This window comes from Variovorax stachyos (genome assembly GCF_051400855.1).
Taxonomy (GTDB): domain Bacteria; phylum Pseudomonadota; class Gammaproteobacteria; order Burkholderiales; family Burkholderiaceae_C; genus Variovorax.
This window is the reverse complement of the sequence record NZ_JBLFFN010000006.1, coordinates 78055-92544: the sequence shown is the minus strand read 5'-3', so window position 1 is coordinate 92544 and position 14490 is coordinate 78055. Positions and strand designations below refer to the sequence as shown.

Sequence of the window (14490 nt, the reverse complement as noted above, 5' to 3'; positions counted from 1 at the left end):
AATGAGCGCCGCGGCCCTCGTCTTTCCCGAGCGGCAGAGGCCGGTCCCTGCCGTTGCCTTCGGAAGCCTGCTGGACCTGATGCGCCTGCGCAGCGAACCCGCGCAAGCCGAAGTCTGCGAAGCCTGCCAGACCATCAATGCACGCCACGCGCGCTTCTGCAAAGCCTGCGACGGCAAGCTGCCGGCCTACTTCGCGACGGCGGATGGTGAAACCCATTCCTCGCCGCTGGTCACGGGAGACGATGTCCCGGCGCGCGGCTCCCGCTACCCCGTCTTCGCGCTGATCGGGCTGTGGGGCACGGTGACCGCGGTCGCGTTGTTCCTGGCACATGGCCCGCGCGACGTGGGTGCTCCTTCGCGGCCGCTGGAGCATGCGGCGCTGCCGGCGCCCATCGAGCGCGTGGTGGCGTTGGTCGATCCTCCGGCTGCTGCCGAGACCGCGCGGCTTGCGCAGGGCCTCGCGCCGGTGGCCGCAACCCAAGCCGACGCGACGCCGCCGCTGCCGGCACCGGAGGCCGCCGCCACGAACCCGGTGCGGGAGTCGCCCGCCACGGCTCGGGCGGCGCGCACGTCCTCTCCACCGGCTGCGAAGCCGGGTCCGGTGCGGAGTGCCCGCGTCGGGACTCCCGTCGCCCGCTGCGGGGGGTTGAACTTCGTGGCCCGGGCCGTCTGCATGAACCAGCAATGCGCCCGTCCCGAGATGCGCCGCAGCGCCCAGTGCGTCGAGACGGTGCGCCAGCAAAGGCTGGACGAAGCGCGGCGCAATCCGACCTTGATGGGCTGATGCGGTGGTCGGAGGGGGCTGACGGGTCAGCCCACTGCGGCGTGCCCTGCCGCCTGGGCCAGCACGCGCGCCGTTGCCTGGGCCGCGACCTCGAGGCGCCGCACATCGCGCTCGGACAGGTCGACGGTGCGTTCGACCGCGAAGCCGCACAGCGTCCCGTAGATGCTGCCGTCCGGCATCACCACCGGCACGCTGATGTGGGTGCCGATGGGCTTCGTCACCTCGGGCAGGGGTTGGCGGGTGCGCAGCACCCGCAGGTCGTGCGCGAGATTGGGCACGCGGCCGTCGAGCACCTGCTGGCAGATGCTGTCTTCCATGGCGTGGGATCCGCCCACGTGGATGATGCCCATCGCCGGGGCCGTCGCGACGTGCCGGAACACGCGCCGCCCGTCGACGAACTCGGAGACGAAGAACACGTCCATGCCGAGCTGCTCGCGGATCAGCTCCAGCATCGAGGCCAGGGCCTGGACCACGAGCGGGCCGTCGCAGTCCAGCGTGCCGAAGGCCGGCACGCCATTGTCCGACGGGCTGCCGCCGAACCCGACGCTCTCCTCGCTCCTGTTGCGCATGTTGGCCCCTCCTGGCTGGGGTCGATCCTAATGCGTCGAAGCGGACGCGGGCAGAACGCGTGGGGTCCGCGCAACTGCACTGTTCACGCCGCCCGCCTTACCATGAGCACTCTTCGCTGGGCAAGCGCACCATCGCCTTGCCGCATTCATGGGGGAGCACCATGGCCATCCAGTTGAATCACACGATCGTCCCGGCGCGCGATCCGAAGGCCTCCGCCGTCTTCCTGGCGGAGCTGCTCGGGCGCAACGAGCCCACCACCTTCGGACCTTTTTACTGCGTGCAGCTCGACAACGGCGTCACGCTCGACTACATCCGCAGCGAGGAGCAGATCCCGATCGAGCACTACGCCTTCCTGGTGGGCGAGGAAGAGTTCGACGAAATCTTCGGGCGCATCCGTGCCCGCGGACTGAGCTACTGGGCCGATCCCGGCCACCAGCAGCCGGGGCGGATCAACCACCACGACGGCGGCCGCGGCGTCTACTGGGACGACCCCGACGGCCACCGGCTCGAGATCATCACCCGCCCGTACGGCAGTGGCGCATGAGTCGCACGGCCGCTCCGAAGGCGAATAGCCCCGCAGCCGAAGGCGAAGGTACTCCAAGTGAGCCCGCCGATTGCGAGGTGCTGGTGGTCGGCGCCGGCCCGGCCGGCGGGGCTTGCGCGCAGGTGCTGGCGCGCGCGGGCCTCGATGTGCTGCTGGTCGACCGGCAGGACTTCCCCCGCGAGAAGGTCTGCGGCGACGGGCTGATCCCCGATGCCCAGGGCGCGCTCGCCCGGCTGGGCGTTCTGGATGCCGTGCTGGCGCGCGCTGCCACGGCCAGCCACGTGGCCTGCGTCGCGCCGCGCGGCCGGCGGGTGGAAGTGCCCGCCAGCCTGGCGGTGCTGCCGCGCCGTGAGCTCGACGAGATCGTGCGCGGCGCGGCCGTGGGGGCCGGAGCGCGCTGGTTCGCGCCTGCCCGCTTCGAGGCGCCCGTGACCGATGCAGCCGGGCGCGTCGAGGGCGCGCGCCTGCGCCTCGCCGACGGCACCGTGCGCACGCTGCGCGCGCGCTGGACCGTCCTGGCCACCGGCGCGGCGGCGCCGCCGCTGCTAGCGGCCGACATGTGCAGCCGGCGCGCGCCCAGCGGGATCGCCCTGCGCGGCTACGTGAGGAACGAGGCCGTGGCCGGCCGCATTCGCCAGCTCGAAGTGGTCTGGCATCGCGCGCTGCGGCGCGGCTATGGCTGGATCTTTCCCTGCGGCGCAGGGGTGTTCAACGTCGGCGTCGGCTTGCTGGACGGCACGGCCGGCATCGAGCCGGATCTCAACCTGCGCGAGCTGTTCGCGACCTTCACGCGCGTGCACGCGCCGGCGCGCGAGCTGATGCAGGGCGGTTGCCTCCAAGGCGAGCTGAAGGGGGCGCCGCTGCGCTGCTCGCTGGAAGGGGCGCGCTGGTCGCGGCCCGGCCTGCTGGTCGCGGGCGAGGCGGCGGGCAGCACCTATTCGTTCACTGGCGAGGGCATCGGCAAGGCGTTGGAGACCGGCATGCTGGCGGCTGACGCCATCGCCGGGGCCGGCACCGCCGGCGATGTCGCCGTGGGGGCGCGCTACGAGGCGGCCCTGAAGGCACTGAAGCCGCGCTTCGCGGCCTACGAGCACGCCAATCGCGTCAACCACCAGCCCTGGATCGCCGACTTCGTGATCTGGCGCGCCCAACGCAGCCAAGGCATCGTGCGCAGGCTCAGCGGGGTGCTCGACGAAAGCTACAACCCTCACCAGCTGGTGACGGCGCGCGGGCTGTTGCGCCTGCTCCTGCCGGTGAGCTGAAGCGCAGGGGAAGGGCTCAGCGCTTGGCGGCGAGCGCGCGGCCCAACGCGAACACCGAGTTGGGCGCGTTCACCCGCGGGCGCTTGGGGGCTGGCGCCGCGGCGGACACGCGCTTGACGGCCGGGCCGTCCTCGATTTTCACGCCCTTGGCCAGCTGCTCCATCACCAGGCTTTGCAGCGTGACGGAGTCGAGGAATTCCACCGTGCGGCGGTTCAGCGAGGCCCAGAGTTCCTCGGTGCTGCATTGGCTGTCGCTGCCGGCCTCGGGCTCGCTCTTGTGGGAGGGCTCGTCCTCGATGGAGAAGATGATGTCCGCCACGGTGATGTCGGCCGCCTTGCGGCCCAGCGAATAGCCGCCGCCCGGGCCCCGCGTGGACTCGACCAGCTTGTGGCGGCGCAGCTTGCCGAACAGCTGTTCCAGGTACGACAGGGAGATGCGCTGGCGCTGGCTGATGGCTGCCAGCGTTACCGGTCCCGCGCGCTCACGCAGCGCCAGGTCGATCATGGCAGTGACTGCGAAACGGCCTTTGGTGGTGAGTCGCATGAAAGGCTTTCCTGATTGTTGTGCGGTGCGGGCTGCTGTTGTCGTGGTGGACGCCGGGTCCTTGTATGCAGCCGATCATGCCTTGGGAGTCTGAGCCCCGGATTAGGTTCCCAGCCCCGGCAGGCACCTGATGCTACCCCGGCCGGCGGCGCAGCCTCCGGCTCCCCCGACAGGCGCTGGTCGTCCTCAGTCGGGCTTGATGTTGGCCCGGGCGATCACCTTCTTCCAGCGGGCCTGCTCGCCGGCGATGAACTTCGCGAACTGCTCGGGCGTGTCGCCCACCGACTCGGCGGCGTCGCCCTTGAGCCGCTCCGTCACGGCAGGCGACTTGACCGCCTTCATGGTCTCGGCCGAGAGCTTGGCCAGGTTCGCACTCGAGAAATTCGCCGGCACCAGCATGCCGTACCACTGGGTCATCTCGAAGCCCGGGAAGCCCTGCTCGGCCACGGTCGGCACCTCCGGCAGCTGCGGCAGGCGCGCCGCCGATCCGGTGGCGATGCAGCGCAGCTTGCCCGCCTTGATGAAGGGGATGACCGCCGCCGCCCCGATCGCGGAGGCGTCGAGCCGCCCGGCCATGAGGTCGGTCAGCATCGGGCCGGTGCCGCGGTAGGGCACGTGCAGCATGAAGATGTTGGCCGTCATCTTGAGGTACTCGAAGGCAAGGTGGCCGGCGCTGCCGTTGCCGGCGGAGCCGTAGCTGAGCTTGCCGGGCCTGCCCTGCACGTAGGCGATGAGTTCGCGCAGGTTCTTCGCCGGCACGTCGGGGTGCACCACGTACAGGCTGGGCACCTTGGCCAGCAGGCTGACCGGCTTGAAGTCCTTGTTGGCGTCGTAGGGCAGCTTCTCGAAGATGTACGGGTTGACTGCGAGCGTGCCGATGTGCCCGAGGATCAGCGTGTGCTGGTCGTCGCTGCGCGCCACCTCGGCCATCGCGATGTTGCCGGCGGCGCCGGGCTTGTTCTCGACGAACACGCTCTGGCCCAGCGTGCGCGAGAGCTCGGCGGCCACCGAGCGGGCCACGATCTCCGAGCTGCCGCCCGGCGCGAAGGGGACGACGAAGCGCAGCGGCTTGCTCGGCCAGGCCGCCTGGGCTCGGGCCGGGTGGGGCCAGAGCGTGGCAAGGCCGAGGGCGCCCGTGAGCCCCAGCAGGTGGCGGCGCGTGGCCAAGGATGGGGGCAGGGGCCCGGCGGGCTCTGGATTGTTCAAGTTTGTCTCCGTCGGATTTTCGAAAGGGTGATGCAGCGGGGCCCGGAGCTCAGGAATCAGTAGAGCGCTTCGCCGTGACCGCGGGCAGCAGCTTAGCGCCGCACCACGTAGCGCGTCACCACCGGCAGCGTCTCGCCCTGGTGGAAGGCCAGGCGCCGCTCGCGCAGCGCCATGTCGGCGGCGGTGGCGCGGTGGAAACGGCGCAGGTGCTCGGTCCACGATTCGTCGACGACCTCCTCGACATAGCGCCCCGGCTCGGCGATGTCGTGCAGCAGCTCCCAGCCGATCGCGCCCTGGCCCAGTCGGGCGCGGCGGGTCTGCTGCATTACCACGTGGAAGGCGGCGGCGCGAGCCGGATCGATGATGTATTCGATGGTGACCACGACGCGCCCCTCCTCGCCGGGTGCCTCGGCCGGCGGGCCCTTGGCCCAGCCCTTGCGGGCGGGTGTGGTGTCGTCCTCCTCGCCGACGCCGTCGGTCACGTAGCGGATCGCCGCCAGCATGAAGACGGTGCCGCTTGCCGCCGCGATGCCCAGGCTGATGTAGAGCGACGAGAGTTCCGCCACCTGGCCCCACAGCGCTGCGCCGAAGGCGCTGGCCCCCATGATGGCCATCTGGTAGGTGGCCATGCCGCGCGCGCGCACCCAGTCGGGCAGCGCCAGCTGGGCCGAGACCGAGAGTGAATTCGCGACCGTGATCCACGCCATGCCGGCGAGGAACATCGCGGGCACCGCCACCCAGGCGTTAGGCGCCACTGCCATCACCGCGGTGGCGGCGGACTGCAGCATCGTGCCGCGGATCACCAACTGGTCGCGCGCCAGCGCCTGGCGCAGCCGCGGCAGGAACATCACCGCCAGGATCGCGCCCGCACCCATGGCAGCCAGGAGCAGCGTGAAGGTGCCGGCCCCGCCGCCGCGCAGGTTGCGCGCCAGGAGCGGCAGCAGTGCCAGCAGCGCGGTCGAGTGCAGGAAGAAGATCGAGATGCGCGTGAGCACCGCGCGCATGCGCTGCGACTGGCGAACGAACTGCACGCCCACGCGCATCGCGCTGATCAGCCGCTCGCGGCCCAGCGGGCTCGGCGTATGCTCGCGCCGCCAGCGCAGCACGATGAAGCCCGAGGCCACGCACAGCACCGCATTGAGGCCGAACACCCAGACCGTGCCCGCACTCGCGATCAGCGTGCCGGCGAGCAGCGGTCCGACGATGCGCGACGCATTCATCGCCAGCCCGTTGAGGCCGAGCGCGGCGGGCAGGTGGGTGCGCGGCACCAGCTCCGGCACGATGGCCGAGAACACCGGCCAGCGCAGCGCCAGCCCGATGCCGTTGGCGAAGGTCAGGGCCAGCAGCAGCGGGGCGTTGATCAGGTCCATCACCACCGCGCCGCACAGCACGATCGCAGTGCCGGCCAGCCAGAACTGGGTGGCGACCAGCCAGCGCCGCCGGTCCAGGATGTCGGCCAGCGCGCCGCTCGGCAATCCGAGCAGGAAGACCGGCAGGGTGGAAGCCGACTGCACCAGCGCGACCCACATCGGCGAGGTGGTCAGCGAGGTCATCATCCAGGCCGCCGCCACGTCGTTCATCCACATGCAGATGTTGGCGACCAGCCAGGTGCTCCAGAGCATGCGGAACACCGCCAGCTTGAGCGGCTCGAAGGGGCCGATGCGCGGCGGCTGCACGCGTTTCGGGGCGACGGGGGTTTCCTCGGTCGAGATCGGTGGCATGTGCCGCTATTGTCCGGTCCCGGGCCGACCGGGCTTGCCGGTCTTGCGCGCAAGATGGCCCAGCGGCAGTGCGCGGCTGGCCTTGACCTCGCCGAGCGAGAAGCTGGTGTGCAGGTCCTTCACGTTGGGCAGGTGCATGAGGCTGTTGAGTGCGAAGCGCGAGAAGCCGTCCAGGTCCTCGGCCACCACCTGCAGCTCGAACATGCCGGTGCCGCTGATGTAGTGGCAGGCCACCACCTCGGGCAGCTTGCGGATCGCCTCCTCGATCTTGCGCGTGACCTCTCCGGTGGCGCGGTCGGTGTCCAGGCGCACGAAGGCCAGTACGCCCAGGCCGATCTTGTGGCGGTCGATCTCGGCGTGGTAGCCGCGGATGTAGCCGGCGGCCTCCAGCGCACGCACCCGGCGCCAGCACGGTGCGGCCGACAGGCCCACGCGCTGGGCCAGCTCGGCGTTGGTGAGCCGGGCATCTGCCTGCAGTTCTTGCAGGATCGCGAGATCGAACTTGTCAATGCTTTCCATAGGAGGGCATCTTAAGCAAGATCCTTTCAAACAGGGGCCTTGAACGGGCAAAGAACGCAAACACCTATCACGGCCCCAGGCATACACTTTGCGAGCATGATGGCCCGGGGAGTGTTCCTACCCGAACGCCTCGCCCAAAAACCCAAACCGCCACGCCCACGAGGCAGAGCCACGGAGACAACGACCATGAACGCACCGCTGCCGGAGCACATCCGCAAGGCACTCGAAACGGTCACGCTCGACGACAAATACAGCCTGGATTACGGCCGCGCCTTCATGAGCGGCGTGCAGGCCCTGGTAAAGCTGCCCATGCTGCAGCGCCTGCGCGACCAGCAGGCCGGCAAGAACACTGCCGGCTTCATCAGCGGCTACCGCGGCTCGCCGCTCGGCGGCTACGACCAGGCGCTGTGGAAGGCCAGCAAGTACCTGAAGGAGCGCCACATCGTGTTCCAGCCGGGCGTGAACGAGGAGCTCGCCGCCACCGCGCTCTGGGGCACGCAGCAGCTGGGCTTCGCGCCGCCGGGCACCAACAAGTACGACGGCGTGTTCGGCATCTGGTATGGCAAGGGCCCCGGCGTGGACCGCTGCTCCGATGTCTTCAAGCACGCCAACATGGCCGGCACCACGCCGTGGGGCGGCGTGATCGCCGTGGCCGGTGACGACCACATCTCCAAGAGCTCGACCGCGGCGCACCAGAGCGACCACATCTTCAAGGCCTGCGGCACGCCGGTCTTCTTTCCGACCAACGTGCAGGAGATCCTGGACCTCGGCATCCACGCCTTCGCAATGAGCCGCTTCGCTGGCATCTGGTCGGGCATGAAGACGATCCAGGAGATCGTCGAGTCGAGCGCCACCGCGATGATCGACCCCGAACGCGTCGAGATCGTGATGCCCACCGACTTCCAGATGCCGCCCGGCGGCCTGCACATCCGCTGGCCGGACCACGCGCTCGAGCAGGAAGCGCGGCTGATGCACTACAAGTGGTACGCCGCGCTGGCCTACATCCGCGCCAACCGTCTCAATCACAACGTGATCGAGGGCCCGAACGACCGCTTCGGCATCATGGCCAGCGGCAAGGCCTACAACGACACCCGCCAGGCACTGATCGACCTCGGACTCGACGACGCCGCATGCCGCCAGCTGGGCATCCGGCTGCACAAGGTGGGGGTGGTGTGGCCGCTCGAAGCCCAGCTCACGCGCGACTTCGCCACCGGCCTGCAGGAGATCCTGGTGGTGGAGGAAAAGCGCCAGGTCATCGAGTACCAGCTCAAGGAAGAGCTCTACAACTGGCGTGCCGACGTGCGGCCCAACGTGGTGGGCAAGTTCGACGAGGGCGAAGTGCACGAGGCCGAGGGCTATTCGGGTGGCGAATGGTCGATGCCCAATCCGACCGCACACACGCTGCTGCGCGCCAACGCCGACCTGAACCCCGCGCTGATCGCCAAGGCCATTGCGACGCGCCTCAAGAAGACCGGCATCCTGGCTGCTGCCGGGGCGGACATGGCGGCGCGCATCGATGCCCAGCTCGCCATCCTCGAGGCGAAGGAGCGCGCGATGGCGGCACCGCAGACCGTCGGCGTGGCCGACGCCGCGCGCCAGCCCTGGTTCTGCTCGGGCTGCCCGCACAACACCAGCACCGTGGTGCCCGAGGGCTCGCGCGCCATGGCCGGCATCGGTTGCCACTTCATGGCGACCTGGATGGACCGGTCCACCCTCGGCTTCACGCAGATGGGGGGCGAGGGCGTGCCGTGGGTCGGCCAGCAGCCGTTCACCACCGACCGGCACATCTTCGCCAACCTGGGCGACGGCACCTACTTCCACAGCGGCCTGCTGGCGATCCGCCAGAGCATCGCGGCCGGCGTCAACATCACCTACAAGATCCTCTACAACGACGCCGTCGCCATGACCGGCGGCCAGCAGGTCGGCGAGCGGCCCGAAGGCCATTCGGTGCTGCAGATCGCGGAGAGCCTGCATGCCGAAGGCGCGACCAAGGTGGTGGTGGTGACCGACGAGCCCGAGAAGTACGAGGGCGTCAACATTCCAGGCCAGGACGTGAAGGTGCGCCACCGCGACGAACTGGACGAGATCCAGCGCGAATTCCGGGAGATCAACGGCACCACCGCCATCATCTACGACCAGACCTGCGCCACCGAGAAGCGCCGCCGCCGCAAGCGCGGCACCGCCGTCGACCCGGCCAAGCGCGTGGTGATCAACGATCTGGTCTGCGAAGGCTGCGGCGACTGCAGCGTGCAGAGCAACTGCCTGTCGGTGGAGCCGCTGGAGACCGAGTTCGGCCGCAAGCGCACCATCAACCAGAGCACCTGCAACAAGGACATGAGCTGCCTCAAGGGCTTCTGCCCCAGCTTCGTGACCGTCGAGGGGGGGCAGCTCAAGAAGAAGGCGAAGAACAAGGCGTCCATGCCGGCCGAACTCGGCGCGCTGGCCGAGCCGGCGCTGCCTTCGCTCGCCGGTGGCAAGGTCTGGGGCATCGTGGTTGCCGGCGTCGGCGGCACCGGCGTGATCACCATCGGCCAGCTGCTGGGCATGGCGGCCCACATCGAGGGCAAGGGCATCGTCACGCAGGACGCCGCAGGCCTCGCGCAGAAGGGCGGCGCCACCTGGAGCCATGTGCTGATCGGCGACACGCAGGACGACATCCGCACCACCCGCGTGGGCACCGCCGCCGCCGACCTGGTGCTGGCCTGCGACCCGCTGGTCAGCGTCAACGCAGAGACCCTGGCACGCATGCGCGAGGGCCGCACCCATGTGGCGCTCAACAGCCACAGCACGCCGACCGCGGCCTTCGTGCGCAACGCCAACTGGCAGAACCCGCAGGACGCCTGCGCCGCCGAGATCGCGCGCGCGGTCGGCGCCGAGGGGCTCGGCGCCTTCGATGCCGATGCCGCCGCGACCTCGCTGATGGGCGACAGCATCTACGTCAACCCGATGATCCTGGGCTATGCCTGGCAGAAGGGCTGGGTCCCGCTCGAGCACGCGTCGCTCATGCGCGCCATCGAGCTCAACGCGGTGGCGGTCGAGAACAACAAGGCCGCCTTCGAATGGGGCCGCCAGGCGGCCCAGCGCCCCGAGGAATTGCGCAAGCGGATCTCGCCCGGGCAGATCGTCGAGTTCAAGAAGCGCGACACGGTCGAGAACCTGGTGGCGCGCCGCGTCGAGTTCCTCACGGCCTACCAGAACGCGGCCTACGCCGGGCAGTACAAGGCCTTCGTCGCCAAGGTGCAGCAGGCCGAGGCGGCACTGGGCAAGACCAGCCTCGCCGAGACCGTGGCGCGCTACCTGTTCAAGCTGATGGCCTACAAGGACGAGTACGAGGTCGCCCGCCTGCACAGCGACCGCAGCTTCCTGGAGCGCGTCGATGGCATGTTCGAGGGCGACTACAAGCTCAACTACCACCTCGCCCCGCCGATCATTGCCCAGCGCAATGCCAAGGGCGAGCTGCAGAAGCAGAAGTTCGGCCCCGCGATGTTGACCGGCTTCCGCCTGCTCGCGAAGCTCAAGGGCCTGCGCGGCACCGCGCTGGACCCCTTCGGCCGCACCGACGAACGCAAGACCGAGCGGGCGCTGATCGGCGAGTACCGCGCGAGCATCGAGGAGCTGCTGGCTGGGCTCAATGCGGGCAATCATGGGCTGGCCCTCGAGATCGCGAGCCTGCCCGAGCAGATCCGCGGCTACGGCCATGTGAAGGAGCGCAACCTCAAGGCGGCGCGCATCCGCTGGGCCGAGCTGATGGCCAAGTGGCGCAATCCGCAAGCGGCCCGCGTGGCGGCCTGAGCCTCGCGGGAGGCTACCGGCGAGGCCGTCCTGAAAGCCCTGCCCGCCCTGCCGGCTTAGCTCCGGCGGGGCGAGCGCCGCCGAATACAATGCGCGATGCTCTGCGGGGCCCGGCCCCGCCTTAGCGCGCCTGTTCCATGGCTCCTGCCATGCACTGCGCAGAACCGCGAACCCCCCAGGGGGCCGCGCTCATACCTTCCCTCTCTGCTGGAGACTTTCCTTGTTCATTTCCTCTGCTTTCGCCCAGACCGCGCCCGCTGCCGCGGGTGGCGGCGACATGATGTCCTCCCTCGGCAGCATGCTGCCGCTGGTGCTGATGTTCGTGGTGCTGTATTTCGTGATGATCCGCCCGCAGATGAAGCGCCAGAAGGAAGCCCGGGCCATGATCGAAGCCCTGGCCAAGGGCGACGAGGTCGCCACCGCGGGCGGCCTGCTCGGCAAGATCACGCAGCTGGGCGAGCAGTACCTGACGATCGAGATCGCCAAGGGCGTCGAAGTGCAACTGCAGCGCAGCGCGGTTGTCCAGGTCCTGCCCAAAGGTGCGATTAAGTAAGGAGAAAGCGTGGGTGCTTCGCACCCCCGTCCTTCGAGGTTGACTAGATGAACCGTTACCCGGTCTGGAAGTACGCGATCATCGTCGTCGTGCTGCTCGTGGGGCTGATCTATGCCCTGCCCAATTTCTTCGGCGAGGCGCCTGCGGTGCAGGTGTCGTCAGCCAAGTCGACCGTCAAGATCGACGCCGGGACCCAGGCCCGCGTGGCCGAGGCGCTCAAGGCGGCCGGCCTCACGCCGGACCTGATGACGCTCGATGCGAATTCGGTGCGGGCGCGCTTCGCCACCACCGACGACCAGCTCAAGGCCCGCGACGTGCTGCAGCGCACTCTGGTGCCGGACCCGAGCGATCCGCCCTATGTCGTGGCCCTCAACCTGGTGTCGCGCTCGCCCGCCTGGCTGGCCGCGCTGCATGCCTATCCCATGTACCTGGGCCTGGACCTGCGCGGCGGCGTGGACTTCCTGTTGCAGGTCGACATGAAGGGCGCCATCGACAAGAAGGCCGAGTCCTTCGCCAATGACCTGCGCTCGAGCCTGCGCGACAAGAACGTTCGAGGCGCCGCGGTCACGCGCAACGGCCAGACCATCGAGGTGCGCTTTCGCGATGCCGCTGCGCTGGAGACGACCAAGGCGCTGATCCAGGACCAGTTCCCCGACCTCGCAACCACCGAGAGCCAGGAAGGCAGCGAGTGGCGGCTCACGGCCACCATCAAGCCCGAGGCGGCGCGCCGGCTGCAGGACGCGGCCCTCAAGCAGAACATCACCACGCTGCACAACCGGATCAACGAGCTCGGCGTGGCCGAACCCGTAATCCAGCAGCAGGGACTGGACCGCATCGTGGTGCAGCTGCCGGGCGTGCAGGACGTGGCCAAGGCCAAGGACATCCTGGGCCGGACCGCCACGCTCGAGATGCGCCTGGTTGACGAGTCCGCCGAGGGCCGCGCAGCCGAGACCGGCAGCGGCCCGGTGCCCTTCGGCTCCGAGAAATTCCTCGACCGCGAGGGCCGCCCGGTCATCGTCAAGAAGCAGGTGCTGGTGACCGGCGAGAACCTCACCGACGCCCAGCCGGGCTTCGACTCCCAGACCCAGCAGCCCAAGGTCGACCTGACCATGGACGCCAAGGGTGGCCGCATCATGCGCGACGTCAGCCGCGAGAACTTCCGCAAGCGCATGGCGATACTGATCTTCGAGAAGGGCAAGGGCGAGGTGCTCACGGCCCCCTCGATCAATGGCGAGCTGGGCAACCGCTTCCAGATCTCGGGCTCGATGAACGTGGTGGAAGCCAACGACTTGGCGCTGCTGCTGCGCGCCGGCTCGCTGGCCGCGCCGATGGAGATCATCCAGGAGCGCACCATCGGCCCCAGCCTGGGCGCCGACAACATCCAGAAGGGTTTCGACAGCGTGATGTACGGCTTCGCCGCGATCATGGCGTTCATGTGCGTCTACTACATGCTGTTCGGCCTGTTCTCGTCGATCGCGCTGGCAGTCAACCTGCTGCTGCTGGTGGCCATCCTGTCCATGCTGCAGGCCACGCTCACGCTGCCCGGCATCGCGGCCATGGCACTGGCGATCGGCGTGGCGATCGACTCCAACGTGCTGATCAACGAGCGCGTTCGCGAGGAGCTGCGCAACGGCGCATCGCCGCAGGCCGCCATCCACGCAGGCTACGACCGAGCCTGGGGCACCATCCTCGACTCCAACGTCACCACCCTGATCGCCGGCATTGCGCTGCTGGCCTTCGGTTCCGGGCCGGTCCGCGGCTTCGCGGTGGTGCACTGCATCGGCATCGTCACCTCCATGTTCTCGGCCGTGTTCTTCTCGCGCGGCCTCGTGAATCTCTGGTACGGCCGCAAGAAGAAGCTCAAGAGCCTGTCCATCGGCACGGTCTGGAAGCCGGACGCCGACAAGGCCGCGGCCGCCGCCAAGTAAGGGAGCACTGAAACCATGGAGTTCTTCCGAATCCACCGCACGATCCCGTTCATGCGCTATGCGCTGGTGCTGAACGCGATTTCCATCCTGACCTTCCTGCTGGCGGTCTTCTTCCTGTTCCACCGCGGGCTGCACCTGTCGGTGGAGTTCACCGGCGGCACCGTCATGGAGGTCGCCTACCAGCAGTCGGTGGACGTGGGCAAGGTGCGCGAGACCGTCGCCAAGCTCGGCTATCCCGACGTGCAGGTCCAGAACTACGGCACTTCGCGCGACATCCAGATCCGCCTGCCGGTGCAGAAGGGCCAGACCTCGGCCCAGCAGAGCGAGCAGGTGATGGCCGCGCTGAAGGCGGTCGACGCCTCTGCCACCCTGCGCGGCAACGAATTCGTCGGCCCTCAGGTGGGCGAGGAGCTCACCACCAACGGCCTCAAGGCATTGGGCATGGTGGTGGTCGGGATCATGATCTACCTGGCCTTCCGCTTCGAATGGAAGTTCGCGCTTGCCACCGTGCTGGCCAACCTGCACGACGTGATCATCATCCTGGGCTTCTTCGCCTTCTTCCAGTGGGAGTTCTCGCTGGCGGTGCTGGCGGCGGTGCTGGCGGTGCTGGGCTACTCGGTCAACGAGTCGGTGGTGATCTTCGACCGGGTGCGCGAGAACTTCCGGCGCTACCGCAAGATGACCACCCGCGAGGTGATCGACAACGCCATCACCTCCACCATCAGCCGGACCATCATCACCCACGGCTCTACGCAGCTGGTGGTGCTGTCGATGTTCTTCTTCGGTGGTCCGACGCTGCACTATTTCGCCCTGGCACTGACCATCGGCATCCTGTTCGGCATCTACTCTTCTGCCTTCGTGGCGGCGGCGATCGCGATGTGGCTGGGCGTGAAGCGCGAGGACCTGGTCAAGACGGCCCCCAAGCAAGGCGATCCGGACGACCCGAACGCCGGCGCCACGGTGTGACCGGCACGGCCCCAGGTCGGCAAAATGCGGATTCGGGTTGCCGAGAGATGCAGCCGGCGGCCTTGTGCGGTTACGCTTCACGATGCAAGCTCGGACTTGTT

12 protein-coding genes are annotated in these 14490 nt (G+C 68.8%); 7 read left to right on the top strand and 5 right to left on the bottom strand.

Features of this window, described 5'->3' with window-relative positions:
- The first annotated feature begins 1 nt into the window (after position 1).
- Positions 2–784: a hypothetical protein gene (locus ACMGEZ_RS12890; protein ID WP_436822666.1), complete on the top strand. Its 783-nt coding sequence runs from the start codon at positions 2–4 to the stop codon at positions 782–784.
- Positions 785–810: 26 nt separating this feature from the next.
- Here the strand turns inward: ACMGEZ_RS12890 and ACMGEZ_RS12885 are convergent, their stop codons facing one another.
- Entirely contained in the window at positions 811–1353 is a 543-nt protein-coding gene (locus tag ACMGEZ_RS12885) for a GAF domain-containing protein (protein ID WP_436822665.1), read from the bottom strand.
- Between the two features lie 161 nt (positions 1354–1514).
- On the opposite strand from ACMGEZ_RS12885, the gene ACMGEZ_RS12880 reads away from it, so the two are divergent.
- Positions 1515–1898, top strand: coding sequence for a VOC family protein (locus ACMGEZ_RS12880; RefSeq protein WP_436822664.1), 384 nt, complete (start codon positions 1515–1517; stop codon positions 1896–1898).
- On the top strand, positions 1895–3160 hold the full coding sequence (locus ACMGEZ_RS12875; protein ID WP_436822663.1) for an NAD(P)/FAD-dependent oxidoreductase: 1266 nt from the start codon (positions 1895–1897) through the stop codon (positions 3158–3160). The genes ACMGEZ_RS12880 and ACMGEZ_RS12875 overlap by 4 nt, the downstream gene beginning before the upstream one ends.
- 16 nt (positions 3161–3176) lie before the next feature.
- Here the strand turns inward: ACMGEZ_RS12875 and ACMGEZ_RS12870 are convergent, their stop codons facing one another.
- From ACMGEZ_RS12870 to ACMGEZ_RS12855, 4 genes are all read right to left on the bottom strand, one after another.
- Positions 3177–3704, bottom strand: coding sequence for an Rrf2 family transcriptional regulator (locus ACMGEZ_RS12870; RefSeq protein WP_436822662.1), 528 nt, complete (start codon positions 3702–3704; stop codon positions 3177–3179).
- A gap of 186 nt (positions 3705–3890) precedes the next feature.
- Positions 3891–4910: a Bug family tripartite tricarboxylate transporter substrate binding protein gene (locus tag ACMGEZ_RS12865; RefSeq protein ID WP_436822661.1), complete on the bottom strand. Its 1020-nt coding sequence runs from the start codon at positions 4908–4910 to the stop codon at positions 3891–3893.
- A gap of 92 nt (positions 4911–5002) precedes the next feature.
- Positions 5003–6631 carry an MFS transporter gene (locus ACMGEZ_RS12860; RefSeq protein WP_436822660.1) on the bottom strand — a complete coding sequence of 543 codons (1629 nt, stop codon included), beginning with the start codon at positions 6629–6631 and terminating at the stop codon, positions 5003–5005.
- 6 nt (positions 6632–6637) lie between these two features.
- Positions 6638–7150 (bottom strand): Lrp/AsnC family transcriptional regulator, encoded by a 513-nt coding sequence (locus ACMGEZ_RS12855; RefSeq protein WP_068679263.1) that lies wholly within the window; start codon positions 7148–7150, stop codon positions 6638–6640.
- A 186-nt stretch (positions 7151–7336) separates the two neighbouring features.
- Here ACMGEZ_RS12855 and ACMGEZ_RS12850 point away from each other — a divergent pair, with 186 nt between their 5' ends.
- The 4 genes from ACMGEZ_RS12850 (at position 7337) to secF (ending at position 14389) form a co-directional block, all read left to right on the top strand.
- The gene (locus ACMGEZ_RS12850) at positions 7337–10942 is read left to right on the top strand and encodes an indolepyruvate ferredoxin oxidoreductase family protein (RefSeq protein ID WP_436822659.1); all 3606 of its coding nucleotides are present in this window, start codon (positions 7337–7339) and stop codon (positions 10940–10942) included.
- 220 nt (positions 10943–11162) lie between these two features.
- On the top strand, positions 11163–11495 hold the full coding sequence (gene yajC, locus ACMGEZ_RS12845; protein ID WP_436822658.1) for a preprotein translocase subunit YajC: 333 nt from the start codon (positions 11163–11165) through the stop codon (positions 11493–11495).
- A gap of 47 nt (positions 11496–11542) precedes the next feature.
- Positions 11543–13423 (top strand): protein translocase subunit SecD, encoded by a 1881-nt coding sequence (gene secD, locus ACMGEZ_RS12840; RefSeq protein WP_436822657.1) that lies wholly within the window; start codon positions 11543–11545, stop codon positions 13421–13423.
- 15 nt (positions 13424–13438) lie between these two features.
- Positions 13439–14389, top strand: coding sequence for a protein translocase subunit SecF (gene secF / locus ACMGEZ_RS12835; protein ID WP_436822656.1), 951 nt, complete (start codon positions 13439–13441; stop codon positions 14387–14389).
- The last annotated feature ends 101 nt before the right edge of the window (positions 14390–14490 follow it).